21 protein-coding genes and 1 pseudogene are annotated in these 24,075 nt (G+C 72.4%); 9 read left to right on the plus strand and 13 right to left on the minus strand.

Annotation, left to right across the window (positions count from 1 at the left end):
- Positions 1–1,564, plus strand: a 1,564-nt coding sequence (locus STRAU_RS21165; protein WP_037660909.1) for an SGNH/GDSL hydrolase family protein, incomplete at its 5' end; no start/stop codon positions are given.
- A 65-nt stretch (positions 1,565–1,629) separates the two neighbouring features.
- Here STRAU_RS21165 and STRAU_RS21170 read toward each other — a convergent pair.
- The 5 genes and pseudogenes from STRAU_RS21170 to STRAU_RS21185 all read right to left on the minus strand — a co-directional run bounded on the left by STRAU_RS21170 (position 1,630) and on the right by STRAU_RS21185 (position 6,775).
- Entirely contained in the window at positions 1,630–2,409 is a 780-nt protein-coding gene (locus STRAU_RS21170) for an exodeoxyribonuclease III (RefSeq protein ID WP_016642419.1), read from the minus strand.
- 63 nt (positions 2,410–2,472) lie between these two features.
- Positions 2,473–3,105: an MBL fold metallo-hydrolase gene (locus STRAU_RS21175; protein ID WP_037660923.1), complete on the minus strand. Its 633-nt coding sequence runs from the start codon at positions 3,103–3,105 to the stop codon at positions 2,473–2,475.
- A 59-nt stretch (positions 3,106–3,164) separates the two neighbouring features.
- The gene (gene pcaDC, locus STRAU_RS21180) at positions 3,165–4,463 is read right to left on the minus strand and encodes a bifunctional 3-oxoadipate enol-lactonase/4-carboxymuconolactone decarboxylase PcaDC (protein WP_037660910.1); all 1,299 of its coding nucleotides are present in this window, start codon (positions 4,461–4,463) and stop codon (positions 3,165–3,167) included.
- Between the two features lie 70 nt (positions 4,464–4,533).
- A pseudogene (locus tag STRAU_RS44945) lies at positions 4,534–4,611 on the minus strand (hypothetical protein); the annotation flags it as partial.
- Positions 4,592–6,775, minus strand: coding sequence for a glycosyltransferase family 4 protein (locus tag STRAU_RS21185; RefSeq protein ID WP_016642422.1), 2,184 nt, complete (start codon positions 6,773–6,775; stop codon positions 4,592–4,594). The pseudogene STRAU_RS44945 and the gene STRAU_RS21185, both read right to left, overlap by 20 nt.
- Positions 6,776–7,064: 289 nt before the next feature.
- Between STRAU_RS21185 and STRAU_RS21190 the strand changes: the two genes are divergently transcribed.
- Both STRAU_RS21190 and STRAU_RS21195 read left to right on the plus strand, forming a co-directional pair.
- On the plus strand, positions 7,065–8,117 hold the full coding sequence (locus STRAU_RS21190) for a hypothetical protein (RefSeq protein WP_037660913.1): 1,053 nt from the start codon (positions 7,065–7,067) through the stop codon (positions 8,115–8,117).
- A 2-nt stretch (positions 8,118–8,119) separates the two neighbouring features.
- Positions 8,120–9,229, plus strand: coding sequence for a beta propeller repeat protein (locus tag STRAU_RS21195; RefSeq protein ID WP_016642424.1), 1,110 nt, complete (start codon positions 8,120–8,122; stop codon positions 9,227–9,229).
- Positions 9,230–9,286: 57 nt separating this feature from the next.
- Here the strand turns inward: STRAU_RS21195 and STRAU_RS21200 are convergent, their stop codons facing one another.
- Positions 9,287–10,729, minus strand: coding sequence for an aminotransferase-like domain-containing protein (locus STRAU_RS21200; protein ID WP_037660915.1), 1,443 nt, complete (start codon positions 10,727–10,729; stop codon positions 9,287–9,289).
- Here STRAU_RS21200 and STRAU_RS21205 point away from each other — a divergent pair.
- Together STRAU_RS21205 and STRAU_RS21210 are read left to right on the plus strand one after the other, a co-directional pair.
- The gene (locus STRAU_RS21205; protein WP_016642426.1) at positions 10,728–11,957 is read left to right on the plus strand and encodes an aminotransferase class V-fold PLP-dependent enzyme; all 1,230 of its coding nucleotides are present in this window, start codon (positions 10,728–10,730) and stop codon (positions 11,955–11,957) included. The two genes, STRAU_RS21200 and STRAU_RS21205, sit on opposite strands and share 2 nt — an antisense overlap.
- On the plus strand, positions 11,954–13,264 hold the full coding sequence (locus STRAU_RS21210) for an MFS transporter (protein ID WP_016642427.1): 1,311 nt from the start codon (positions 11,954–11,956) through the stop codon (positions 13,262–13,264). The genes STRAU_RS21205 and STRAU_RS21210 overlap by 4 nt, the downstream gene beginning before the upstream one ends.
- 160 nt (positions 13,265–13,424) lie before the next feature.
- Here the strand turns inward: STRAU_RS21210 and STRAU_RS21215 are convergent, their stop codons facing one another.
- The gene (locus STRAU_RS21215) at positions 13,425–14,159 is read right to left on the minus strand and encodes a hypothetical protein (RefSeq protein ID WP_016642428.1); all 735 of its coding nucleotides are present in this window, start codon (positions 14,157–14,159) and stop codon (positions 13,425–13,427) included.
- A 224-nt stretch (positions 14,160–14,383) separates the two neighbouring features.
- Between STRAU_RS21215 and STRAU_RS21220 the strand changes: the two genes are divergently transcribed.
- The 4 genes from STRAU_RS21220 to STRAU_RS21235 all read left to right on the plus strand — a co-directional run bounded on the left by STRAU_RS21220 (position 14,384) and on the right by STRAU_RS21235 (position 17,420).
- On the plus strand, positions 14,384–15,007 hold the full coding sequence (locus STRAU_RS21220; RefSeq protein WP_016642429.1) for a TetR/AcrR family transcriptional regulator: 624 nt from the start codon (positions 14,384–14,386) through the stop codon (positions 15,005–15,007).
- Positions 15,004–15,861 (plus strand): alpha/beta fold hydrolase, encoded by an 858-nt coding sequence (locus STRAU_RS21225; protein WP_052029182.1) that lies wholly within the window; start codon positions 15,004–15,006, stop codon positions 15,859–15,861. Before STRAU_RS21220 ends, STRAU_RS21225 begins: the two co-directional genes overlap by 4 nt.
- Before the next feature lie 170 nt (positions 15,862–16,031).
- A complete protein-coding gene (locus tag STRAU_RS21230; RefSeq protein ID WP_016642431.1) occupies positions 16,032–16,268 on the plus strand; it encodes a chaplin in 237 nt (78 codons plus the stop codon).
- Positions 16,269–16,436: 168 nt separating this feature from the next.
- Positions 16,437–17,420: an ornithine cyclodeaminase family protein gene (locus STRAU_RS21235; RefSeq protein WP_016642432.1), complete on the plus strand. Its 984-nt coding sequence runs from the start codon at positions 16,437–16,439 to the stop codon at positions 17,418–17,420.
- Positions 17,421–17,548: 128 nt separating this feature from the next.
- Here STRAU_RS21235 and STRAU_RS21240 read toward each other — a convergent pair whose 3' ends face one another.
- From STRAU_RS21240 to STRAU_RS21265, 6 genes are all read right to left on the minus strand, one after another.
- Positions 17,549–18,814, minus strand: coding sequence for a sulfite oxidase (locus STRAU_RS21240; RefSeq protein ID WP_016642433.1), 1,266 nt, complete (start codon positions 18,812–18,814; stop codon positions 17,549–17,551).
- A 299-nt stretch (positions 18,815–19,113) separates the two neighbouring features.
- A complete protein-coding gene (locus STRAU_RS21245) occupies positions 19,114–19,722 on the minus strand; it encodes a hypothetical protein (protein WP_016642434.1) in 609 nt (202 codons plus the stop codon).
- Entirely contained in the window at positions 19,723–20,880 is a 1,158-nt protein-coding gene (locus STRAU_RS21250; RefSeq protein ID WP_016642435.1) for an ROK family glucokinase, read from the minus strand.
- Positions 20,881–21,138: 258 nt separating this feature from the next.
- Entirely contained in the window at positions 21,139–21,996 is an 858-nt protein-coding gene (locus STRAU_RS21255; protein WP_016642436.1) for an ATP-binding cassette domain-containing protein, read from the minus strand.
- Positions 21,993–23,045 (minus strand): ABC transporter permease, encoded by a 1,053-nt coding sequence (locus STRAU_RS21260; protein WP_016642437.1) that lies wholly within the window; start codon positions 23,043–23,045, stop codon positions 21,993–21,995. Before STRAU_RS21260 ends, STRAU_RS21255 begins: the two co-directional genes overlap by 4 nt.
- Positions 23,042–24,055, minus strand: a complete 1,014-nt coding sequence (locus STRAU_RS21265; RefSeq protein ID WP_203227443.1) for a sugar ABC transporter substrate-binding protein — start codon at positions 24,053–24,055, stop codon at positions 23,042–23,044. Before STRAU_RS21265 ends, STRAU_RS21260 begins: the two co-directional genes overlap by 4 nt.
- Between the last annotated feature and the right edge of the window lie 20 nt (positions 24,056–24,075).

Raw genomic sequence — 24,075 nt, forward strand, 5'->3', positions numbered from 1 at the left:
GGCGGGCTGGACGCCGGGCCGCGCTCTGGGCGTCGACGGCGCCCGTCTCACCTGGCCGGACCGGGCGGCGGGCGAGCCGGACAACGTGCGCGCGGACGGGCAGGCGGTACGGGTGCGCGGGCGCGGGGACGCGCTGGCGTTCCTGGTGGCGGGCACGGGCGGGGACGCGAGCGGCACGGGCGCCGTGCGCTACCGCGACGGATCGCGCGGCAGCTTCCCTCTGACCGCGCCGGACTGGCGCAGTGGCCCGCTCGCCACCAAGTCCGTGGCGCTGCCGCACATCAACACGCCCGGCGGCCAACTCGCCGAGAAGGCGCGGCTGTACGTGGTGACGGTGCCGCTCGCTCGCGGGCGCGAGGTGGCCTCGGTGACGCTGCCCCGGGACCCGGGCGCGGGCGCGGACCTGCACGTCTTCGCCCTGTCGGTGCGGGGCGAGGCCAAGGGGTGGACGGGCAGTTGGTCGGCCTCGACGTCCGGGTACACCGCGGTGGGCCCCTGGGAGGACCGGACGGTGCGGCTCGTGGTGCACACCAGCGCCGGGGGGCCGCGGGTGCGGATCCGGTTCGACAACACCTTCGCGGGCACGCCGGTCAGGATCGGCAGCGCCACGGTCGCCGTGCGGGCGGCGGGGGCGGGAGCGCGGGGCGAGCCTGTGGCGCTGCGGTTCGGCGGGGCCGCGGGGACCGAGATCCCCGCGGGCGCGCAAGCGTTCAGCGACCCGCTGCGGTTCGCGGTGCCGCCGGACGCGAACCTCCTCGTCAGTTTCCATCTGCCGGGGAAGGTGGTCTCGGCGCCCGTGCACAGCGCGGCCCTCCAGACGTCGTACGTCAGCGGGCCCGGCGACCACGCGGCGGACGGCTCCGGGGCGGCGTACACCTCGACGCTGAAGACCTGGCCGCTGCTCACCGGCGTCGACGTCGGGGGCGGGCCCGGGTCGGTGGTGCTGCTCGGGGACTCCATCACGGACGGCGTCGGCTCCACGCCCGACACCGACCGCCGCTGGCCGGACGTGCTGGCCCGGCGGCTGCTCGCCCAGGATGGTGTCCCGCGCTACGGCGTCCTCAACCAGGGCATCTCCGCGAACCGCGTCGTGGCCGACCGCTACCCCGGGGACGGCGTCTCGACGGACACCGGCGGGGTGAGCGCGCTGCACCGGCTGGACCGGGACGTCTTCGCGCAGACGTCCGCCCGGACGGTGGTCGTCTTCGAGGGGGTCAACGATGTGCGGTGGGGGGCGTCCGCGGCGGAGGTCGTCGCGGGGCTGCGGGAGATCGCCGCGCGGGCCCGGGAGCGGGGTGTGCGGGTGGTCGCGGCGACCGTCGTGCCCTGTGAGGGGGAGGCCCGTTGCACGGGGGCGGTGGACGCGGAGCGGGTGAAGGTCAACTCCTACCTGCGGGGCAGCGGGGACTTCGACGCGGTCCTCGACTTCGACGCCGTGCTGCGGGATCCCGACCGGCCGTCGCGGCTGCTGCCCGCGTACGACAGCGGGGATCATCTGCATCCCGGCGACGCGGGCCTCGCTGCGCTGGCCGGGGCGGTGGGGTTGGGAGAGCTGGCGCCGTGATCGCCGCTTCGCGGCTCGTCCTCAAGCGCCGGACGGGCTGGATACCCGGCCGCACCGGCGAAAGCTCACACGTCCAGGTCCACCACGACCGGGGCGTGGTCCGAGGCACCCTTGCCCTTGCGCTCCTCACGGTCCACGTACGCGTCCGACACCGCCTTGGCGAAGACCTCGTTGCCGTACACGAGGTCGATGCGCATGCCCTTGTTCTTGGGGAAGCCGAGCTCGCGGTAGTCCCAGTACGTGAAGGGGTGGTCGTACTTCAGGGGGCGCGGGACGACGTCCTGCAGGCCGGTCTCGCGGAGGGCGGCGAGGGCGGCCCGCTCGGCGGCGGTGACGTGGGTGGCGCCTTCGAAGAGGGAGGGGTCCCAGACGTCGTCGTCGGTCGGGGCGACGTTGTAGTCACCGAGGACGGCGAAGGGGCGGGAGCCCGCCGCGTCCTCGGCGACGACGGCCTTGAGGGCCTCGAACCAGGCGAGTTTGTAGGCGTAGTGCGCGTGGTCGACCTCGCGGCCGTTGGGCACGTACACCGACCAGACGCGGGCCGGGCCGCAGGTCGCGGCGATCGCGCGGGGTTCCTGCGCGCCGTCGTAGTCGGGCCCGCCGGACAGGCCGGGCGTCACTTCGGTGAGGCCGACTCGGGAGATCAGTGCGACGCCGTTCCACCGGCCGGTGGCGTTCACCGCCGACTCGTACCCGAGCTCGCGGAGGGCCTCGGCGGGGAACTGTTCCGCGGTGCACTTGGTCTCCTGGACGCACAGCACGTCCGTGCCGGTCTTCTCCAGCCAGGCAAGGAGCCGGGGCAGACGGGCGGTGATCGAGTTCACGTTCCAGGTGGCAATCCGCATGGGCACCAACCTACCCGCCGCCACTGACAGCCCTCGATCCGCCGCCCGTGCCCTCGGAAACCCTCAGAGGCCCGCCGACTCCCCCGGCGTCAGCCGCACGTGCTCCGTCCCGCCGAGCCGGCCGATGTGCCCGTCGTAGACCGGCCGCGCCAGGTCCGTGAGGAGCGCGTCGTGGATGTCGTAGGCGCGCCGCGGCTTGACCTCGCGTACGTAGTCGATGACCTCGGAGATCTTGTTCCAGGGGGCCATCACCGGGACCATCAGGGTGTCGACGGGCTGCTCGGGGACGGTGAACGCGTCGCCGGGGTGGAAGACCGCGCCGTCGACCAGAAAGCCGACGTTCGTGACGCGGGGCAGGTCGGGGTGGATCACCGCGTGCAGTTCGCCGTGCACCTGGACGTCGAAGCCGGCGGCCGTGAACGTGTCGCCGTGGCCGACGGTGTGCACGCGGCCCGGGAAGGCCGCCGTGATCTGGTCGGCGACGGACGCGAGCGTCCAGATCTCGGCGGCCGGGTTGGCCTCGAGGGCGGCGCGCAGCCGGCCCTCGTCGAAGTGGTCGGGGTGCTCGTGCGTGACGAGGACCGCGTCCGCGCCGGCGGCAGCGTCGTCCTCGCTGAAGCCGCCCGGGTCGATGACGAGGAGCCGGCCGTCCTTCTCCAGGCGCACGCACGCGTGGGACTTCTTGGTGAGCTTGATACGAGACGTCGTCATGCCTCCCATCCTGCTCCTCCCCCGCGCCCCGGCGCCGGTCGGGGCTACTCCTGCGGGGTCGTCTCCTCGCGGATCACCCGCTGCGCGACCCGGAAGGCGCTGTTCGCCGCCGGGACGCCGCAGTACACCGCGGCCTGCAGCAGCACTTCCTTGATCTCGGCCGGGGTGAGGCCGTTGCGCAGCGCGGCCCGGGTGTGGAACGCCAGCTCCTCCAGATGGCCGCCCGCGACGAGCGCCGTCAGCGTGACGCAGCTGCGGGTGCGGCGGTCCAGGCCCTGGCGGTTCCACACCTCGCCCCAGGCGTAGCGGGTGACCAGTTCCTGGAAGTCCGTGGAGAACTCGTCGGCGGCGGCGAGCGCCCGGTCGACGTGCGCGTCGCCGAGGACCTCGCGGCGGACCTTCATGCCCGCCGCATACGCGTCCGGGCGGCCGTCCGTGGCCTCGGGCTGCTCCACCCCGGCGATCTCCGCGACCGGCGCGACCTGCTGCGGCGGGGCGAGCACCGGCTTGACGGGCGGTGCCGTGATGGCGTGCTGGCCGGTCGCCGTCACGTCCGGCGCGGCCTGCCAGGCGCTGGAGAAGTGCCGTACGAGCAGGTCGGTGACCGCGGCGGGCTGTTCCACGGGCGCCAGGTGGGAGGCGCCGGGCACCACGGCGAGCCGGGCGTCGGGGATCCCGGCGACGAGGGTGCGGGCCTCGCCCTGGCCGGTCACCTGGTCCTCGGAGCCGACCAGGACCAGGGTCGGCACCCCTATGCTGGCGAGCTCCGGGCGGATGTCGAAGCCGGCCAGCGCCTCGCAGGCGGCGATGTAGCAGCCCGGGTCGGTCGTACGCACCATCTGCACGGCCCAGTCCGTGATGGCGGGCTGGGCGGCGGCGAAGCCGGGCGTGAACCAGCGCTCGGGCGAGCTGCGGGCGATGGGGTCGAGGCCGTTGGTGCGGACGATCACGCCGCGCTGGCGGAACTCGTCGGCGGTGCCGAACCGCGGCGACGTGGCGATGAGCGCCAGCGAGGCCACGCGGTGCGGGTACCGCAGCGCCAGCTCCGCGCCGACGGCGCCGCCGAGCGCGCAGCCCGCGTACCCGAAGCGCTGCACGCCCAGTTCGTCGAGCGTGGCGAGCAGCCGGGCGGCGAGATCGCCCACGGAGTCCACGGGGTGCGCGGGCGCGCCGCCGTGCCCCGGCATGTCGAAGCGGAACACCCGCCAGTGCTTGCTCAGCTCGGGCACCTGTCTGTCCCACATGTGCCAGGTGGTACCCAGTGAGGGACCCAGGACCAGGACCGGGGCGTCCTCCGGCCCGTCAGCGCGGTATTGCAGGGTGTTCTTAGGTGTCTCACTCACCCGCCCGACCCTCTCATCTGTCACGACAGCCCCTATGAGCGGGGTCCTGGCCGTAGCTGTTCGACCAGGTGGCCTGCCGGTCGCCGATGCGGTTGAGGCGACGGTACCGCCGGCGTCCCGAGGAACGCTCAACGGGACTGGTCCCGCACCAGCTGTCCCGTCTCCTCGCTCTCCCCCGAGGTTCGCAAGCTCAGGGCCAAGTCGTTGGTGACCGTGAAGAAGGGCTTGGCTCGCGTCGCGTGCTGCTCGTGGGGAAGGAGGACGGCAGGCAGGACGTCGGTCTTCTTGCGGTCGACGATGTCGCCGCCGATGCGGCCGATGGGGATGGGCCGGCAGGTGTCTCCGAGGCGGAGGCGCAGGTCCCATACGTCGCGCGCGCCGCTTCGCAGGGCGAGGGCTTGGACGTACGGCAGTGTGAACTCGAAGCACCCGTCCTCGCCCGCGAGTTGAGTGACGGGCCGGGTGAAGTCGTGCGGTTCTCCCTCGCGTGACACGGCGACCACCGTGGCGCCGCGCAGAGAGCCGCGTACATCAGGCGCGAAGAGGCGGGCGGTGACGGTGGCGTGGTCGTGACCGATGGCGATGGCTGCGACTTCCGCGTGAGCGAGACGCTGCCAGGCGCGCAGGGCCAGGAATCCGTCGGTGGTGGTGTAGGGAAGCCAAGCGGCCACATGGCCGTCGGCGAGCACGGGGCGGCGTCCGACGGCCCGCGCCTGCTCCGTCAGGCCGCCGACAAGGCGGGCCCTCTTCCCTGCCCCGTCCTGACGGACGACGTAGCAGTCCCAGCGGCCCTCCGCCAGTTCGTGCTCCCGCGGGTCGAGCACGATGTGGAAGTGGTTCTGGTCGAGGGCGCTGGTCTCGGCGGGCACGGGGACACGGATGTGCCGCCCCTTGGGGTCACGACGCAACCGGGCCAGGAAGTCGAGGCGCCCGGGCGGCAGGGAGGCCGCGTCGAGGCGGACGACCATGCTGCCGTCCGCGGCGGCCCGGGCCAGGGCGACGGGACGCACGAGGGGCTTCAGGTCGGGGGAGGGCGCCGGTGCGGGCGCGGGCTGGCTGTTCGCGGCCGACCCGACCGGCCTTGTCGGCAGTGCGGTTCTCAGCCGGGTCCACAACGAGCCGCCGCTCGCGGCGCGCGCCGAGCGGCGGTGGCGCGGCGCGGACAGTTCGTGGAACAGCGTCTCGTAGCGACGGGCGATCGCGGCTGGAGCGTACGCTCTCGCCCGCTCGCGACCGGCGGATCCGATCCTGTCCCGCAGTCGCGCGTCGGCCATGAGGCGGTCGAGGGCGGCCGCATACCCGTGGGTCCCGGATGCGAGGGGCACGAGGATGCCGTCGGCTTCGTGTTCGATGATTTCGGCGGGGCCGTGCGGGCAGTCGGTGGCGATGACAGGGACGCCGCAGTGCATGGCCTCGACGATGGTCATGCCGAAGGATTCCCTGTCGGAGGTGACGGCGGCGATGGCGCCCTTGGCCCATTCGGTCTCGATCGGGGAGGCGGGGCCCATGAGGGATATGCGGTCGTAGAGGCCGAGTTCGTCGATCTGGTGCCGCAGCTTCGGCCGCTCGGGTCCGCGCCCGTAGAGGCGCAGGGTCCAGTCGGGGTGGGCGGCGGCGACCTTCGCGAAGGCGTCGATCAGCCGGCCGTAGCGTTTGACGGAGACGAGCCGACCCGCGGCGACGATCAGCTTGGAGTCGCGTTCGGAGGGTTCGACCGCGGGCTCGGGGACGCTGTTGGGGATGCAGAGGATGCGCGACGAAGCGTTCGGCAATGCCTGCCGGTACTGCGCGGCGTCCGCCTCGGACACGGTCACGAACGCGTCCAGTCCCGCGACCGCTTCGTTCTGATGCTGCCTCAGCGTGGGGTTGTGCGCGTCCAGGCTGAGGTGTTCCTGGCCGACGCGCAGATAGCGTCGCCGGCCGTCGCGGGCCAGGTAGCCGTTGAGGTCGGGGCGGGTGGCGATCACCACGTCGGCATCGGTGTCCCGCAACCATCGGCTGATGCGTTCGTCCTGGAGCGCCGAGTACGGCAGCCGGGCCGAGTTCGCGGCGGCTCCGGTGTCGGGGAACATCGTGCACCGCTCGCGGGTCAGCGGGTGATCACCTTCGTAGGTGGGGCTCTCCTCACGCATGTCGATCAGTGAGGTCAGCTTCACCCGTGCGTCGAATGCGATCGCGGGTTCGTCCTGAACCTGATGCACGCTGACGACCTCGACATCGTGCCGAGCCGCGAACGCTCCGGAAAGGTTGACGGTGGCACGGATCGTTCCGCCGATGCCGTAGGCATTGTTGATCAGGAACGCGATCTTCACTGCTCATTCCCCCCGCGCAGCCGCCCAGTTGGGCGGTGCGCCCGTCCGCCTTGCGTGAGGACGTGCGGACCACCACACAAGGGACGATGTAGACCATAGACTTCTTTACCGACCTAGCTGCACGAACTATGCATTTAAACATGTATGCCTGTTTCAGCGTCAAAGTCAGGTCTTCGAGCACTGCTGGAGACGCTGCTCGCGGAACGGCCGGATGCCGCCTATCCGAGGGCGTGTGCATGCCAATACGCTGTGCGACCTTCGCGCTCTGGGGGGTCTCGTGAACGGTCGCGTGAACGGTCTCCGTGCGGTGCTTGTCTGCCTGGCGCTCGCGTGTGCCACGTTGGTCTCACCGGCCACGGCTGTGACGCCGAGTTGGAGGGCCCTGCCGGTGCCGCCGGCGGCGGTCTCGCCGGTGACCGTGTCCGATCTCGCCGCTCGCGGGCCCGGGGAGGCGTGGGCGAGCGGATACGAGCACGCGCCCGACGGCGTGCGGCCGATGCTGTACCGATGGGACGGCGCCGCATGGAGCCGGGACACCACCTTCCCCGGAGCCGGTGACTCCGGCTGGCTCGGCGATGTGCAGTACGTCGGCGAGGAGGCGTGGATCTTCCACAACCGCGCGGGAGAGGGGGAGATCCTGCGCCGGTCGGCGGCAGGGTGGAGCGCCGTCCCGCTGCCCCAGACCCTGTCGGTCTACCAGGACTTCACCGCCGTCCCGGGGGGAGCGTGGGTCGTCGGCGAGGACGACACCGGGGTGAAGGTGCTGCACTACGACGGTTCCCGCTGGACCACACAGTCCACCCCGGACGGCGTGTATTACGTGATGGGGATCACCGCGCGTACCGCCACCGACGCCTGGGCCTGGGCGGACACCAGCACCGGGACCACCGTTCTGCGCTGGGACGGCACGGCGTGGCGGGACGCGAAGGTCTCGCTGCCGCCGAACAGCAACGTGCACACGATCCTGCCCGAACGGTCCGGCCGGGTCACGATCGGCGGCAGCCAGTACACCGACAGCGGCATCCGCACGTACCTCATGACCTTCAACGGGCATGCCTGGCGCACCACTTACCCACCGCTGGGCGACACCCACACCGAGTCCCTGGTGCGCGGCCCGGACGGCGCGCTGTGGCTGCCGGTGCGCAGCGACCGCGCGTTCCAGTCGAGGTACGCAAGGGTGAACGGCGCCCGCACCACCTTCTCGTACGGCCCGGAACGCACGAACGCGATCCACGTCAGGCCGCTCGCGCTGACGAGGGCCGGGTCCGCTCTGCTGTCCTTCGGGACCGTCGAGATCTACGGCTCGAAACCGAACCTGATGAGTGAGCGGCTGGGAGGCTGACCATGGCACGCAGACTTCTCGTCGCGCTCCTCGCCGTCGCCATGACCTTCACGGCCGTCATGGCCTCGGCCGCGGCGGAATCCGGGTCCTGGCAACACGTTCCGGTCCCGGCGCAGATCCGCCCGCAGGCCGGGCTGAACGAGGCCGTGGCGTCCGGTCCCGACCGGGCGTGGGCGGTGGGCGCCGACGCCGTCGGCCGCGAGGCGCCGGGCTTCCCGCTGGTGCTGCGCTGGAACGGAACCGCGTGGCAGCGCCAGACTCTGCCCGGGGTCGGCTGGCAGGGCGAGCTGCTGTCCGTGGCCGCGACCTCGCCGACCGCGGTCTGGGCGGTCGGCCGCGACTCGGCGGGCGGCGCCCGCCTGCTCCGCTTCGACGGCAAGTCCTGGGCCGAGAGCCGGCCGCCGCGCGGTGTCGTCCTGACCAAGGTCGTCACCGGTGGCGGTGAGACCTGGCTGATCGGTTCGCGGGACGGCGCGCAGGTACTGCTGCGCAGGGACGGGCGCGACTGGCGGGACGTGCCGGTGCCGCCGGGAGCCGTATACGGCCTGCACATCAAGGCGGGCGACGACGTCTGGGCCGCGGGCGAGACCCACTCGGGTGCGGCCGTGTCGCACTGGGACGGGACGGCGTGGGAGCAGACGATCGTGAGCGGGTTCCCGCGGTCGGCCGTGGGCAGCGTGCTCGCTGTCTCGCCGACGGAGGTGTGGGCGGGTGGCACGGCCGGGTTCGTCGGCGGCCCGGTCGGCAAGCCGATTCCGCCCCTGCTGGCCCGCTTCGACGGAAAGGCGTGGAGCCGCGTGACCGTGCCCACCGACTTCGGCGGGATCACCTCACTGGCGCCCACCGCATCCGGTGAGCTGGGCTGGGTCTCGGTGGCCCGCTCGCAGAAGTACGGCCCGCCGGGCAGCTGGCCGCCGTTCGTGCCCGGGCCGGACTTCCTCGCCTGGAACGGGCAGTCGTTCACCGAGTACAGCGAGCCCGCGGTGGCCGGGGAGGGTGACTCCTCGCGGCTGCACCTGGCGCCGGTGCCGGGCACGTCGACGGTGTGGTCGGTCGGCCGCGCCGGCGGTCCCGAGGGCACCTTCGCCCCGCGCATCCTGCGGTTCGGCTGAGCGCCTGTCGTTGAACCCCCGCCTGCGCCCCGCCGACGGGGTGACAGGCGGGCGGCCTCAACGGCCGCCGGGCCCTCCCTCCTTGGGGCCGAGGTCCGCGAGGGCGACTCCCAACCGCCGTGCGCCCTCGGTCAGTTCGGCGTGATCGGCGGTCGCGGCGAACCCGACGCGCAGGTGGGCGGCGGGCGGTTCGGTGGCGAAGTAGCGGCTGCCGACGCTCACGGCGACGCCGCGCTGCCGGGCGGCGCTCGTGAGGACGGTGTCGTCCACGCCCGGCGGCAGGCGAACCCACAGGTGGAGCCCGCCCGTCGGCAGCCCGGCCAGGGTCGCGCCGGGGATCTCGCGGGTGATCGCGGCGGCCAGCACGGCGCACCGCTCCCGCAGTTCCGTACCGAGAGAGCGGACGTGCCGGTCCCAGGAGGGAGAACTGAGCACTTCAAGCGCGGCCTCCTGCAGCGGACGCGTGACGAAGAAGTCGTCGACCAGGCGCACCGCCCGCATGCGCTCCATGACCGGTCCGCGGGCCACCAGCGCGCCGATCCGCAGGCTCGGCGCGGCGGGCTTGGTGAGCGAGGTGACGTGGACGACCGTGCCGTCGCGGTCGTCGGCGACCAGCGGCCGCGGCACCGCGCCACCGTGTCCCAGGTGCCGCGCGAAGTCGTCCTCCAGCACGAACGCGCCCGAGGCGCGCGCGACATCGAGGATCTGGGCGCGCCGTTCGGGCGCCAGCACGGTGCCGGTCGGGTTCTGGAAGGCCGGCTGGCAGTACAGCAGCCGCGCGCCGGTCATCGCGAACGCGTCGGCCAGCATGTCGGGCCGCAGGCCGTCGGCGTCGAGCGGCACCGGCACGGGTCGCAGGCCCGCGGCGCGGGCGGCGGCCAGGGCCCGGGGGTAGGTGGGGGACTCCACCAGGACGGGGCTGCCGGGCCCGGCGATGGCCCGGAACGCGATCGACAGGGCGCTCTGCCCGCCGGCGGTGACCAGCACGTCCTGAGCCGCCACGCTGCCGCCGACGATCCGGGCGAACACGGTACGCAGCGCCATCAGGCCGCCGGCCGGGGCTCGGTCCCAGGCGTCCGGGCGGCGGGCCGCCCGCGCGAGGGCCGCGCTCAGGGTCCGGGTGGGCTGGAGCGAGCGGTGCACATAGCCGCCGTCCATGGTGATCGTCCCGGCCGGTGGCGGGCCGAGCGGGTCGGCGATCAGGTGGGTGTCCACGGCGCGGTCGGTGAGGGCGACCGTCTGCCAGTCGGTGTCCGTGCCGCTTCCGTCCGCTTCGCCGCGGAGCCGGCCCCGCTCCGCCGCGAACGTTCCGCTGCCCGGACGGGTCACCACCGCGCCCTCGGCGGCCAGTGCGGCGATGGCCCGGGCCACGGTCGCCGGGCCGACCCGGTACTCCTTGATCAGCTCCCGGCTGCTCGGCAGCCGGTCGCCGGGCGACAGCCGGGAGACCAGCGCGCGCAGGCTGTCCGCCAACTCTCCAGAAGTGCTACTGTCATTCATGAGAGATAATTCTAGCACTGGCCGGGAAGCACTTCAGCTGGACGTCGCCGCCCTGCGGGCCGACACCCCGGGGTGCCGCCGGGTCATCCACTTCAACAACGCGGGCTGCGGACTGATGGCAGCGCCCGTGACGGACGCGATGGTCGGTCATCTGAACCTCGAAGCCCGCATCGGTGGTTACGAGGCGTCGGCCGCCCGGGCCGCCGAAGTCCGGGCGTTCTACACGGAGATCGCCGCCCTCATCAACACCACGCCCGACAACATCGCCTTCGCGGGCAGCGCCACCCACGCCTACGCCAACGCCCTGTCCGCGATCCCGTTCGAGACCGACGACGTCATCCTCACCACCCGCGACGACTTCGTCTCCAACCAGATCGCCTTCCTGTCCCTGCGCAAGCGATTCGGCGTACGCATCGTCCACGCGCCCAACACCCCCGACGGCGGAGTCGACGTGGAGGCGATGGCGGCGCTGATGCGGACCCACCGCCCGCGCCTGGTGTCCGCCACCCATGTCCCCACCAACTCGGGCCTCGTCTCACCCGTCGCCGAAATCGGCCGCCACTGCCGGGAGTTGGACCTGCTCTACCTGGTGGACGCCTGCCAGTCGGTGGGTCAGCTCGCCGTCGACGTGGCGGAGATCGGCTGCGACTTCCTCACCGCCACCTGCCGCAAGTTCCTCCGCGGCCCGCGCGGCTCCGGGTTCCTGTACGTGTCCGACCGCGTCCTGCGCGCGGGCCACGAGCCGCTGTTCATCGACATGCACGGCGCCCGCTGGACCGAGCCGGGCGGCTACGAACCCGCCGGCACCGCCGCCCGCTTCGAGGAGTGGGAGTTCCCCTACGCCACGGTGCTCGGCAGCGCCACCGCGACGCGCTACGCCCGCGAGGTCGGCATCGAGGCCATCGAGCAGCGCACCCCGGCCCTCGCGGCCCGGCTCCGCGACCGGCTCGCGCCGATCCCGGGGGTGCGGGTGCTCGACCGCGGCCCGCGCCTCGCCGCGCTCGTCACCTTCGGTGTCGCGGGCTGGCAGCGGCAGCCGTTCAAGGCGGCCATGGACGCCCGCGGCATCAACTCGTCACTCAGTCTGCGTGAGTTCGCGCAGTTCGACTTCGGGGACAAGGACGTCGACTGGTGCCTGCGCCTGTCGCCGCACTACTACAACACCGAGGAGGAAGTGGACCACGTCGCACACGTGGTCGCGGAACTCGCGGGCCAGGGACGGCGATGACGGCCACGCGGACACGTATCGAGGAACCGGCCTCGGAGAGCCTGTGGCGCAACGGCGACTTCCTCAAGTTCTGGCTGGGCGAGACGCTCTCGCTCCTCGGAACCCAGGTCACCAACCTCGCCCTGCCGCTGACCGCCATCCTCGCCTTCCACGCCACGGACGAGCAGGTGGGCGTCCTGCGCTTCCTGCAGCTCGTCCCGTACCTCGGTCTCGCCCTGATCTTCGGGGTGTGGGCGGACCGGGCCCGGCGGCGGCGGATCATGCTCGGCGCCAACCTCGTCCGGATGCTCCTGCTGGCCCTCGTGCCCGTCCTGTACTGGACGGACACGCTCAGCCTGGCCGCGCTGCTGGTGATCGCCTGCGCCGTCGGCGTCGCGTCCGTGCTGTTCGACGTGAGCTGGATGTCGTACGTACCCACGCTCGTACGCGACCCCAAGCACTACGTCGAAGCCGGCGCCAAGATGGGGACGAGCTCATCGGCGGCCGATGTGGCGGGGCCCGGGCTCGCGGGTGTCCTGGTCGGCGCCCTGACCGCACCCGTGGCACTGATCGTCGACGCGTTCTCCTATCTGGTGTCCCTGGTCTCGCTGCTGCTCATCCGCACCCCCGAACCGCGCCCGCGGCCCCCGGCCGCACGACGTCACCTGCCCACCGAACTCCGGGACGGCCTGCGCCTGGTGCTGAAGAACCCCGTGCTGCGGTCGCTGGCGCTGATCGGGTTCTGCTGCAACTTCTCCATGGTCACCGTGTGGACGATGTTCCTGCTGTACGGAACCCACGACCTGGACCTGGACTCGGCGGCCCTCGGCGCCGTCTTCGCCACCGCCTCCGTGGGCGGTCTGATCGGCGCGGGGATCTCCCGCAACGTCATCCGGCGGTTCCGCCTGGGACTCGTCTACGTCGTCGCCCAGTCGGCCCTCCTCCTCGGCCCGACGCTGATCGTCCTGGCCACCGGACCCCGGCCGGTGATGGTGGGGATGTTCGTCCTCTCCTTCTTCACCACCTACCTCGGGCTCGGCGTCGCCGGTGTCATCATCGTCAGCCTGCGTCAGGCCAGTACTCCCCAGTCGATGATGGGCCGGATGACGGCGGTCTTCCGCACGCTTTTGTTCGGCGGCGGCGCGCTCGGCGGCCTGTTCGCCGGGCTGCTGTCCGGCCGGATCGGCGCCCGGGGCGCGTTGACCGTCGCGGCGATCGGCTCCGCCGCCGTGCTGATCGCGCTCGCCCTGTCCCCGGTACGGCGGCTGCGCGGCCTGCCGTCGCCACCTGAAGAACCCGCCCCGGCGGCCGGGCGGACCGCCCGCTGAAACGGAGGATGTCGAAGGGCCCTTGCGAACAGGGCCCTTCGACGCTGTTACGGGGAGGGCATCGACCTTGTCACGCGAAGGGCCGGTCGCCGTACGGGAACGCCGAGTGCCGGAACATCGCGGACCTCTCCCCCTGGTCCGCGCGCCGGCCGGACACGCCCTAACCGTCCCGCAGCCGGACCGCCGCGCGCCCGGACGCCGGGTCGTGCTCCAGCACCACGTACCGGCCGAGGACGGCGAGGGCGACGAGGCAGCCGCTCATCTCCAGCCCCTCCTCCACGAGCGTGCCCAGCATGAGCACGGTGCTGTGGCTGTGGGCGTGCGCCCACCCGTTGAACGCCTCGGTCAGCAGCGCCCCGCCCAGATACACCCCCAGTGCGCCGAGGAGCCCGTACCGCAGGTCACGCGAGAGCTTCCGCGCCCACAGCACGGCGCACACCGTGCCCGCCGCCGCGAGGACCGCGCCGGGCAACACCCAGGCGTGCGTGGGCAGCGAGCCCCCGGCCCACTCCTTCCACGACTTGCCGACCTCGCCGAGGCGCTCGTGCAAGGAGGCCGTCTCGTCGATGCTGAGCAGCGCGGTCGCGGCGGCGAGGCCCAGCCAGGACCGCCGCCCCGGGCGCGCGCCGCGCCCGCTGAGCAGCGCGGCGGTCAGCGCCATGCCCGCCACGGCCAGCAGCAGCGTGCTGTTCCACCAGGTCGCCAGGTTGGCCTCGAGGTCGACGTTCACGAACCTGCGGACGGTCGGTATGGAGTCGTAGTGGTTGTACGCGCGCGTGGCGAGGTCGGCGACGAGTAAGGCCGCGGTGGCGCCTGCGGCGAACCGCAGGACGCGCCGGGCCGGCGGTCTCGCGAGCTCATCCGCGAGCCGGTCGTGAGTTTGAGAATCGGTCATGCGTACGGAGGCTAGCGGCTTGATCAGCGGACGAAGTGCCCGGGGCGCCCCGAACGGTGCACCTTCGGACAAGCCTCCCGCAACCGCGCGCACGCGACTGGCGACTGGCGACTGGCGACTGGCTGGCGACTGGCGACTGGCGACTGGCGACTGAGCCTTGCGGAATCCGGAGGAGTCTCTAAAGTTAGAAGCCTCTCTAAGTTTCAGGGAAGGGGTGCCCGCCTATGCAGACGGTCGAAGGAGGGCTGCGTGAGCGGCACAAGGCCCAGCGGCGGGCCCGGATCCTCGACGCGGCGCGCGAACTCCTGCGTGACAGACCGGAGTCGGTGCTCAGTACCGAGCGGATCGCCGAGCGGGCGGGGGTCGCCCCGGCCACCGTGTACAACCTGGTCGGACCGCGCGACAAGATCTGGGAGGCCCTCGCCGCCGGGTTCATGGACGAACTCGAGGGCCGCCTCGCGGCGTTGGCAGCCGGTGGTCCGAGCGACGTCGTCAGGTCGACCGTCCAGCTGTTCGTGGACGACCCGGTCGTCTCGCGTCGCATGGTGCGGGAGTGGGAGGAGAGCGGCCTCGTGCTCCGCCGCAGTCCGCTCACCCAGCTCCGCCGGGCGCTGGCGGACGCACGGACGCAGGGCCTCCTGCGCGCCGACATCGACACCGACGCGCTGGCGTCCGTGGTCGGCACCTCGTGCGTGGGCGCGCTGCACCAGTGGGTCGCCGGCCTGATCGACGACGACCGGTTCCTCGCGCGTGCTCTGTTCGCGCTGGACGTCGCACTCGCCGCGGCGGCCGCGGATCCCCACCGCGACCGGCTGCTGGCACCGCTGCGGAGCCGGGGCGCCGTATGACGGCCGGCGCGCCGCCACAGACGCGGCACTTCGTGGGCCACGGCGGGGTCCTGCTCACGGCGGACGTGTGGGGCGAGGCGGCCTCCCCTCCCCTCGTCCTGCTGCACGGCGGCGGCCAGACGCGGCACGCCTGGGATCGGACCGGCCCCCGACTGGCCGCCCTCGGCTGGCGGGTCGTCGCCCCGGACCTGCGCGGGCACGGCACCAGCGCGTGGTCGGCCGACGGTGTCTACGACCTCGGCCTGTTCGCCGACGACGTCCGGGCGCTGGTCGCCGAACTCGGCGAGCGGCCGGTGCTCATCGGTGCCTCGCTCGGCGGGCTGAGTTCGCTGCTCGCCGCCGGAGAGGCACCCGGAGCGGCGGTCCGCGCCCTCGTCCTCGTCGACGTCGCCCATCGGCCCGATCCCCGCGGGGTTCGCCGGATCACCGAGTTCATGCGCCGCAGGCCGGACGGATTCGCCGACGTCGGGGAAGCGGCCGCGGCGGTGTCCGCCTACCTGCCGCATCGCCCACGCCCGGACGACCCCGAGAGGATACGCAACAACCTGCGGCGCCACGGCGATCGCTGGGTCTGGCACTGGGACCCCCGAATGCTGGACAGCTTCGAGGGCCGGATGGACCCGCCCGGCATGGCGGAGCGCCTCCTCGACGCCGCGCGCCGCACCGGCGTGCCGATCCTGCTCGTCCGCGGCGGGGTCAGCGACGTGGTACGCGGCGACATCGCCGAGCAGTTCTGCGACCGGGTCCCCCATGCCCGGCGCGTCGATGTGGCCGACGCGGGGCACATGGTGGTAGGCGACCGGAACGAGCGCTTCATCGACGCGATCGTGCCGTTCCTGGAAGGGATCGAGTGAGCATTCCGTCGCCGCCGCCCCCGCACCCTCCCCCGGCCGCCACCGACTTGGCCTAAACAGGCCCCTGGAAGAGCGGAACGGGTAGGCCAGACAGATCAGGCTTCGTTTCTCCGGTACTGCCCCGCGGTGAGGCTCGAATGTACGACTTTTCCTCATCTGGAGGTAAGCCCATGCGTAACCGCACGATCCTCGCCGCAGCCGCCCTGGCCGTCGTCACCGTCGCAGGCGGCGCCGGCACCGCCATGGCCGACGCCGGAGCAGGCGCCAAAGTGGCCAACTCTCCCGGTGTCCTGAGCGGCAACGCCATCCAGGTCCCCGTCAACCTCGGCCTCAACCTCTGCGGCAACACCGTGGACGTCCTCGGGCTGCTCAACCCCGCAACCGGCAACAAGTGCAAGAACCACTGACCAGTCGGCGAGTGCCGCGCACGGCCGTGCCGCCTCCCACAACTTGATACGCCGCCGTCTCCGCATGACGGGGAGGCGGCGCCCATCGCCCCGTCGCACACCAGCGACGGGGCGACTCCATGGCCGGTCCCGGCGTTTCGGTACGGCGCCTTCGGTGAGGATCACCGGATGACGATGACCCCACACCCCGAAGCCCCCCATTCCGTCCCGCCCTCGCCGCTCCCCCATCTCGACGCCGCCGCGCTCGCCCGGCTCGTCCCGATGGGTGCCGCCGTCGACGCCGTCGAGGAAGTGCTGGTCGGCGGCGGACTCGACCCGGAGGCCGAACCCGCGCGGTCCGTCGTCGGCGTGACGGGGGGTCAGCTCCTGCTCATGCCCTCGTCGACCGCTGCGTACGCGGGCGTGAAGGTGGCGTCCGTGACCCCCGGCAACCCCGCCCGCGGGCTCCCCCGCATCCAGGGCCTCTACCTCCTGCTCGACGGCGCCACCCACCAGCCCCTGGCCCTGCTCGACGGCATCGCCCTCACCTCGCTGCGCACGCCCGCCGTGTCGGGTGCGGCGATCCGGCGGCTCGCCGTGCCGGAGGTCCGGCGGCTGCTCGTGTTCGGGACGGGGCCGCAGGCATGGGGGCACGTGGAGGCGGTACGGGCGGTGCGCCCCGGCCTCGCGCACGTGGACGTCGTGGGGCGCGACCGGGAGCGCGTGGCCGCGTTCGTGGAGCGGTGCCGGGATGCGGGTCTTGAGGCGGCGTCCGCGGCACCGCAGGACGTCGCGGGCGCCGACGTCGTGTGCTGCTGCACGACGGCGCGCGAGCCGCTGTTCGACAGCGCGCTGCTCGCCCCGCACGCGACGGTCGTCGCCGTCGGCTCGCACGAGCCCGACGCGCGGGAGGTCGACGAGCGGCTGCTCGGCCGGGCCACGGTCGTCGCCGAGTCCCGGTCCGTGGCGATGCGCGAGTGCGGCGACATCGTGCAGGCCGTGGCCGTCGCGGAGTTCGACCTCGGGCGGCTGCGCACCCTGCCCGAACTGGCACGCGGCGAGGTGCCCGTCGACGCCGACCGCCCGCGCCTGTTCAAGTCGGCGGGCATGGCCTGGGAGGACCTGGCGGTGGCGGTGGCGGCGTACGAGAAGTGGCGGACGGCCGACGCCTGACACGCCCTCATCAAGCGGCCGCCCGCTGGCGCCTGACACGTACTCAGCAGGAGACGTCCGCTGGGCGCCTGACACCTACTCAGCAGGCGCCCGCCCATCGGCAGTCGGCACGCCGCCCCGCCGCACCCTCACTCCACTGTCACCGGATGCCGCACCACCGCGTCGAACAGGTACCCCTGCGCGTTGTGCGCGGTGGTGTCCGGCTGGGTGCGGCCCGACGTGTCCGTGGCGCGGGCGAGCAGCACCGCCGGGCCGGGGGTGCGCGGACGCCAGTCGGCGGACCAGCGCACCCAGGAGCCGGGCCGGGGTACGTCGTGCAGGCGCGCGCGGCGCCATGTGGTGCCGTGGTCCGTGCTGACGTCGACGCGGGCCACGGCGCCGCCGCCGGACCAGGCGCGGCCGGTCAGGCGGTGCCGCTCACCGGCGCGCAGGCTCGCGTTCCAAGGGAGTTCGAAGACCGACTTGAGCGCCTGACGGGTGAGCGGGGCCGAGCCCTCCGCCGGCTGCCCGGGCCCGAACAGGCGGTAGAAGTCGGTGTTCCAGGGCGAGTAGAGCGGGGTCGCCGACACCTCGATGTCGCCGACCCACTTCACGGACGCGATGCCGACCCAGGACGGCACGAGGACGCGCACGGGGTGGCCGTGGTCGGGCGGCAGCGGCTCGCCGTTCATCTCGTACGCGAGGAGCACGTCGTCCAGGGCCTTGGCGAGCGGCAGCGGGCGGCGCACCCGGCCGAGGTTCGTGCCGTCCGCCGTCACGTAGTCGTCGTCGAGGCCACGCGGCATGATGTCCACCGCGCGGTGCGACAGGCCCGCGCGGCGCAGGACTTCGGCCAGCCGGACGCCGCGCCAGCGCGCGGTGCCGATCGCGCCGAGCGTCCAGGCCGTGCCCGCCACGGGCTGCCCCTGCTGGGTCGCGAAGAGACTCCGCCCGTTGCCCGCGCACTCCACGTACGCCGTGCGCGTCGTCGACGGCAGCCGCGCGAGGTCGGCGAGCGTGAACTCCCTTGCCCCGCCGGTCAGTCCGTCGCCCCAGACCGTGAGCTTCCAGGCGGCGGCGTCCAGCCGCGGGGTCGTGGTGTGGTTGCGTACGAAGAAGTGGGAGGCGGGGGTCAGATGTCCGGTGCCCGCCAGCGACGCGAACTTCGTCTCGGCGTTCGTGCCGCGCACCGTGAACAGCTCTTCGGGCAGCGGCTTGACGATGCCCGACGCCGTCGCGGCGGTCGCGTGCGGGGCGGCGAGCGCGGCGGGGACGGACGCCGCGAGGCCCGCGGCGGCGGCGAGCCGCAGCACGTCCCGGCGCCCGACGCCGTCGGCGCGGGCCTTCCCGGCGAGCCACTGCCTGAGGCGTCGGCGGTCGTAGGCGGTTTCGGTGAGCGGTTCCCTGGGCGTCATGAGGCGGCCTTCCGCGGTGGGCGTGGCGGGCGGGTACGACGGTCTCTCGGGTGCGCGAAGTCCCGTGCGCCGTGCGGACGTGGGTGACGCGGCGGCGTACGGGAGCGTGGAGCTGCTACGGAGCGACGGACGAGAAGATCAACAACAGCCGGGCGCGGGCAGCGCGCGGGCCCGAAGGGCGCCGATGGCGGGGCTGCTCAGGCTGAGGATCATGGCGACATGCTACGAGGCCGCGGCGGCACCCGCCACGGCCTCGGCTCCCTGCGCGCGCGGTGCGGCCGCGACTTCGTACGCCGGGACTACGGCGTGGTCGTCGACACGACGTACACCATCGGATGCCTGGGGTTGGAGCGGTTCACCACGATGTCCTGCGTGGGCGTCGGGTTCTTCTGCTGGTGGGTGACGCCGTACCAGGGGCCGGGGCCGGTGAACTCCCAGCCGACGACCTTCTGGTCGCGCTTGCTGATGGTGAAGTCGTCCGGCTTCAGCGCGCTCACGCCCTGGCCGGTGCCGGTCTCCTTGAGGAACTTGTCCAGGCCCTTGTTGCTGGTGAGGAACTGGACGTAGAGGCGGCTGGTGCGCCAGTTGTTCGTCTCGTAGTAGGCGACCTCTTCGGAGTACGGCGGGATCGGCACGTCGTACAGGCGGCGCTGGACCTTGGAGGGCCAGCCGGCGGTGAGGCCGGTCGCGGAGTACTTCTTCTCCTTGTCGCGGCCGCTGTTGCGGCTCTGGTTCGCGGAGATCAGCAGATAGACGGCGGGCACGCCGATGAGCAGCACGATGATCGTCGCCGTGAGCCAGCGGCGGCGGATCATGTGGCGGCGGTCCTCCGGGGGACGCCGCTCCCGGTCGCCGGGGCCGGGCGGGCCCGGCAGGTCCGGGGACGAGGGCTGGCGGGGCACGGTCATCTACTGGGATCCCTGGGCGGTGCGGTCGTTGGAGCGGCGGGCCTCGGCGTAACGCTCATAGCGTTCGTAGCGCTCGACGCGGCGGCGGTTGGCGCGGCGGAAGCGGCGGGCCACCAGGCGGGCCAGGTCGGCGGCGCCCACCATGCCGGCCTCGGGGCCGAGCTGGGCGCGGGCGATGCGGGCCTCGGGGCGGTAGCCGCGGCCGGTGAGGTGGCGGCGGAAGGCGTCCCGGGCCGGGCCGATGAGCAGGTCGTCGGCCGCGCTGACGCCGCCGCCGATGACGAAGCAGGACGGGTCGAGGGCCGCCGCCAGGTTCGCGATGCCGACGCCGAGCCACTGGCCGATGTCCTGGAGCAGCTCGACGCACATCGCGTCGCCCTCGCGGGCCAGCTCGGTGATGACCGGTCCGGTGATGTCCGGGATGTTGCCCTTGACGCGCTCGATGATGCCGTACGCCACCGGGGAGTCCGCGGCCGCCAGCTCGCGGGCCTCGCGGACCAGGGCGTTGCCGGAGCTGTACTGCTCCCAGCAGCCGCGGTTGCCGCACGGGCAGCGGTGGCCGCCGGGCACGACCTGCATATGGCCGAACTCGCCCGCGACGCCGAACTTGCCGCGCTTGACCTGGCCCTCCTCCAGGATGGCGCCGCCGATGCCGGTACCGAGGGTGATCATGACCAGGTGGTCCTCGCCGCGGGCGGCGCCGAAGCGCCACTCGGCCCACGCGGCGGTGTTCGCGTCGTTGTCCACGAGCACGGGGACCGCGAGGCGGCCGGAGATGCGGTCGCGCAGGGGTTCGTTGCGCCAGGAAAGGTGCGGGGCGAACAGGACGCGGTTGCGGTCCGCGTCCACCCAGCCCGCGGCGCCGATGCCGACGGCGTGCACGTCGTGCCGGTCGGACAGGTCCAGGACCAGCTCGACGATGGTGTCCTCGACCACCTTGGGGCTCTTGGACTTGTCCGGCGTCTCGGTGCGCAGGGTCTCCAGGATGTTGCCGTCGGCGTCCACGACGCCCGCCATCACCTTCGTGCCCCCGATGTCGATGCCGACGGTGGGCACGCGGGGCGCCGTCAGATGGGAACGGCGCTCACGCGTGCCCACGGTCCGCAGAACGGTGGCTCGTGCGGAGCCGCGGTGCGTGAGGTCGCGGTAGGTGCTCATCGCGCCGATTCTGCCTCACTCTCGCGGGGGCGCGCACAACGGGACCGGGGTGCTGGGCACACCCCGGTCGGGCCCCGGGGGCTGAGGTGCCCCGCACTTCCGGGCGGGGGAGGTCTGGTTCCCTCAGGGGCGCGGGGAACTGCGCGCTCAGCCGAAGAAAAGCCGCAGACGCGTCTGCTCAGTCCTCGGCAGACGCGTCTGCGGCTTGTTCGTGGCTGGTCGCGCAGTTCCCCGCGCCCCTTACGGGGCCCGGTGCGCCTACGGGGCGTCCCCGTGTTCCTTGAGGTCGGGCTCCGGAGCCCGTTCTAGCTCGTGACGGAGGTCGTCCAGCTCTGAGCCACCCGCCATCTGGCGGGTAAGTTCGTCGAGGGTGATCTCGTCGCGGGCATGGCTGCCAGACATCGTGCCGCGCTTGAGGAGGACGAAACGGTTGCCGACCAGGTACGCGTGGTGCGGGTTGTGGGTGATCAAGACCACGCCGAGCCCGGCGTCGCGGGCGGCGGCGACGTACTTGAGGACGACGCCGGACTGCTTCACGCCAAGAGCCGCCGTCGGCTCGTCCAGGACGAGAACTTTCGCGCCGAAGTACACGGCGCGGGCGATCGCCACGCACTGGCGCTCGCCGCCGGACAGCGTGCCGATGGGCTGGTCCACGTCGCGCAGGTCGATGCCCATGCGGAGCAGCTCGGCGTGCGTGGTCCGGCGCATGACGTCGACGTCCATGCGCTTGAGGGGGCCCACCCCCTTCGTCGGCTCGGAGCCGAGGAAGAAGTTCCGCCAGACCGGCATCAGCGGGACGACGGCCAGGTCCTGGTAGACGGTCGCGATGCCGCGGTCCAGGGCCTCGCGGGGGCTGGAGAGCCTGGTGTCCTCGCCCTCGATGCGGAAGGTGCCCGCATCGTGCTGGTGCAGACCCGCGATGATCTTGATGAGGGTGGACTTGCCGGCGCCGTTGTCGCCGAGCACGCAGGAGATCTCCCCGGCGTGCACTTCGAGGGAGACGCCTTCGAGGGCCCGGATGTTGCCGTAGTACTTGCTGACGGCGTCGAGCTCGACGAGGGGCGTGCGGTCGCCCGGGGCGGGCGCCTCGGTGGTGTCTGCGGCCTCAGTCGTCATTTCGTCGCCTCCGCGCGCTTGCGGACCCAGGCGTTCAGCAGGGTCGCGAGGAGCAGCATCGCTCCGAGGAAGAACTTGAACCAGTCCGGGTTCCACTCGGCGTACACGATGCCCTTGCTGGTCATGCCGAAGATCAGGGCGCCGACGGCGGCGCCGACCGCCGAGCCGTAGCCGCCGGTGATCAGGCAGCCGCCGATGACGGCCGCGATGATGTAGATCAGTTCGTTGCCGACGCCCTCGCCGGACTGCACGACGTCGTAGTTGAACAGCAGGTGCTGGCCGGAGACCCAGGCGCCGAAGGCGACGCCCATGTACAGGCCGATCTTGGTGCGGCCCACCGGCACGCCGACCGCGCGGGCCGCCTGCTCGCCGCCGCCGACCGCGAAGATCCAGTTGCCGGCGCGGGTGCGCAGCAGGATCCAGGTGGCGACCGCGATCATGGCGAGCCACCACACGATGGTGATCTTGAAGTCGACGTCGCCGATGGTGATCGTGGAGGCGAAGACGTCCTTGGCGGAGGAGAAGCCCTCCATGTCGGAGATCGACTTGGTGGAGACGGTGCCGCTGATCAGCTTGGTGAAGCCCAGGTTCATGCCGGTGAGCATCAGGAACGTACCGAGCGTGATGATGAAGCTCGGCGGGTCCGTGCGGATCAGCATCACGCCGTTGAAGACGCCGATGGCGAGGGTGGCCAGGAGGGACACGCCCACGCCGACCCAGACGTTCGCCGTCATCTGGTAGCTGAACATCGACGAGATCAGCGCGGACGTCGTGACCATGACGCCCGCCGACAGGTCGAACTCGCCGCCGATCATCAGCAGCGCCACCGGCACCGCCATGATGCCGATCGTGGACGCCGCGTACAGGACGGTGGCCAGGCTCGCGGCGCGCAGGAAGCTGTCCGCGACGACCGCGAAGAACAGGAACACCGCGACGGCGCCCACGACCGAGCCCAGCTCGGGCCGGCCGAGGAACTTCTTCAGCGGCGAGGTCTTGAGCAGCCGCTCGTCGGTCGCCGGCTTCCCGGGTGCGGGTGCTGTCGTGCTCATCGGGTCCCCCGCTTCGCGTATTCCTCCAGCTCGGCGGCCTGATCCTTGGTGATGATCTGCGGTCCGGTGAGGACCGGCCTGCCGCCGCCGAGCACATCGGCGTTGTACTTGTACAGCCACAGCAGGTCCACGGCCTGGTAGCCCTGGAGGTACGGCTGCTGGTCCACGGCGAAGCCGAGCGCGCCGGACTTCAGGCCCGCGGCGACCTTCTCGTTGAGGTCGAAGGTGTCGATCTCGGCCTTGCTGTCGGCGCCCTCCTTGGCCTTCACGGCGGTGTCGGCGAAGGGCGCGCCGAGCGTGACGACGGCGTCGATGTCCTCGTCGGACTGGAGCTTGGCCTCGATGGCGGACTGCACGTCGGGCATGTTGGTGCCCGTCACGTACAGGTTCTGCATCTTGCCCTTGAAGGTGGACTTGGCGCCCTCGCAGCGCTGCTCGTGGCCCACGTTGCCCTGCTCGTGCAGGATGCACAGGGCCTTCTTCTTGCCGCGCTTGGTCAGCTCCTCGCCGACGGCCTCGCCCGCGATCGTCTCGTCCTGGCCGATGTGGGTCAGGGCGCCGAACTTCTTGGACTCCTCCGAGCCCGAGTTCACCGTGATCACCGGGATGCCGGCCTTCTCGGCGCGGGCCACGGCGGCCTTCATCGCGTCCGGCTTGGCCAGCGTGACGATGATGCCGTCGACCTTCTTGTCGATGGCCGCGTCCACGAGCTGGGCCTGCTGCTGCGCCTCGTCGTCGTGCGAGTACAGGAAGTTGATGTTGTCCTTCACGGCCGCCTGCTTGGCGCCGTTCTGGACGATGTCCCAGAACGTGTCGCCGTCGCCCGAGTGCGTGACCATCGCGAAGGTCCAGCGGGGCGTGTTCACCGCCGCCTTGCCCTGCGCCTGAGATGCCTTGCGCGCGTCCTCGGCGCGCTTGCCCCCGGTGCTGCTGCAGCCCACGAGGGACGCCCCGAGCACCGCCACCAGCACGGCACCCACCGCACGTACTCCAGTCCCAACCCTTGCCACGTCGCCGTGCCCTTCTTGCT

Source organism: Streptomyces aurantiacus JA 4570, from assembly GCF_000414115.1.
Lineage (GTDB): Bacteria > Actinomycetota > Actinomycetes > Streptomycetales > Streptomycetaceae > Streptomyces > Streptomyces aurantiacus_A.

Excerpts from the sequence above, each read along its gene's own strand:
- STRAU_RS21260 (WP_016642437.1), bottom strand. The coding sequence starts at position 23,045 with ATGAGCACGACAGCACCCGCACCCGGGAAGCCGGCGACCGACGAGCGG.
- STRAU_RS21235 (WP_016642432.1), top strand. The coding sequence starts at position 16,437 with ATGACGATGACCCCACACCCCGAAGCCCCCCATTCCGTCCCGCCCTCG.
- STRAU_RS21240 (WP_016642433.1), bottom strand. The coding sequence starts at position 18,814 with ATGACGCCCAGGGAACCGCTCACCGAAACCGCCTACGACCGCCGACGC.
- STRAU_RS21245 (WP_016642434.1), bottom strand. The coding sequence starts at position 19,722 with ATGACCGTGCCCCGCCAGCCCTCGTCCCCGGACCTGCCGGGCCCGCCC.
- STRAU_RS21225 (WP_052029182.1), top strand. The coding sequence starts at position 15,004 with ATGACGGCCGGCGCGCCGCCACAGACGCGGCACTTCGTGGGCCACGGC.
- STRAU_RS21255 (WP_016642436.1), bottom strand. The coding sequence starts at position 21,996 with ATGACGACTGAGGCCGCAGACACCACCGAGGCGCCCGCCCCGGGCGAC.
- STRAU_RS21170 (WP_016642419.1), bottom strand. The coding sequence starts at position 2,409 with ATGCGGATTGCCACCTGGAACGTGAACTCGATCACCGCCCGTCTGCCC.
- STRAU_RS21230 (WP_016642431.1), top strand. The coding sequence starts at position 16,032 with ATGCGTAACCGCACGATCCTCGCCGCAGCCGCCCTGGCCGTCGTCACC.
- STRAU_RS21220 (WP_016642429.1), top strand. The coding sequence starts at position 14,384 with ATGCAGACGGTCGAAGGAGGGCTGCGTGAGCGGCACAAGGCCCAGCGG.
- STRAU_RS21200 (WP_037660915.1), bottom strand. The coding sequence starts at position 10,729 with ATGAATGACAGTAGCACTTCTGGAGAGTTGGCGGACAGCCTGCGCGCG.
- STRAU_RS21215 (WP_016642428.1), bottom strand. The coding sequence starts at position 14,159 with ATGACCGATTCTCAAACTCACGACCGGCTCGCGGATGAGCTCGCGAGA.
- STRAU_RS21195 (WP_016642424.1), top strand. The coding sequence starts at position 8,120 with ATGGCACGCAGACTTCTCGTCGCGCTCCTCGCCGTCGCCATGACCTTC.
- STRAU_RS21205 (WP_016642426.1), top strand. The coding sequence starts at position 10,728 with ATGAGAGATAATTCTAGCACTGGCCGGGAAGCACTTCAGCTGGACGTC.
- STRAU_RS21250 (WP_016642435.1), bottom strand. The coding sequence starts at position 20,880 with ATGAGCACCTACCGCGACCTCACGCACCGCGGCTCCGCACGAGCCACC.
- STRAU_RS21210 (WP_016642427.1), top strand. The coding sequence starts at position 11,954 with ATGACGGCCACGCGGACACGTATCGAGGAACCGGCCTCGGAGAGCCTG.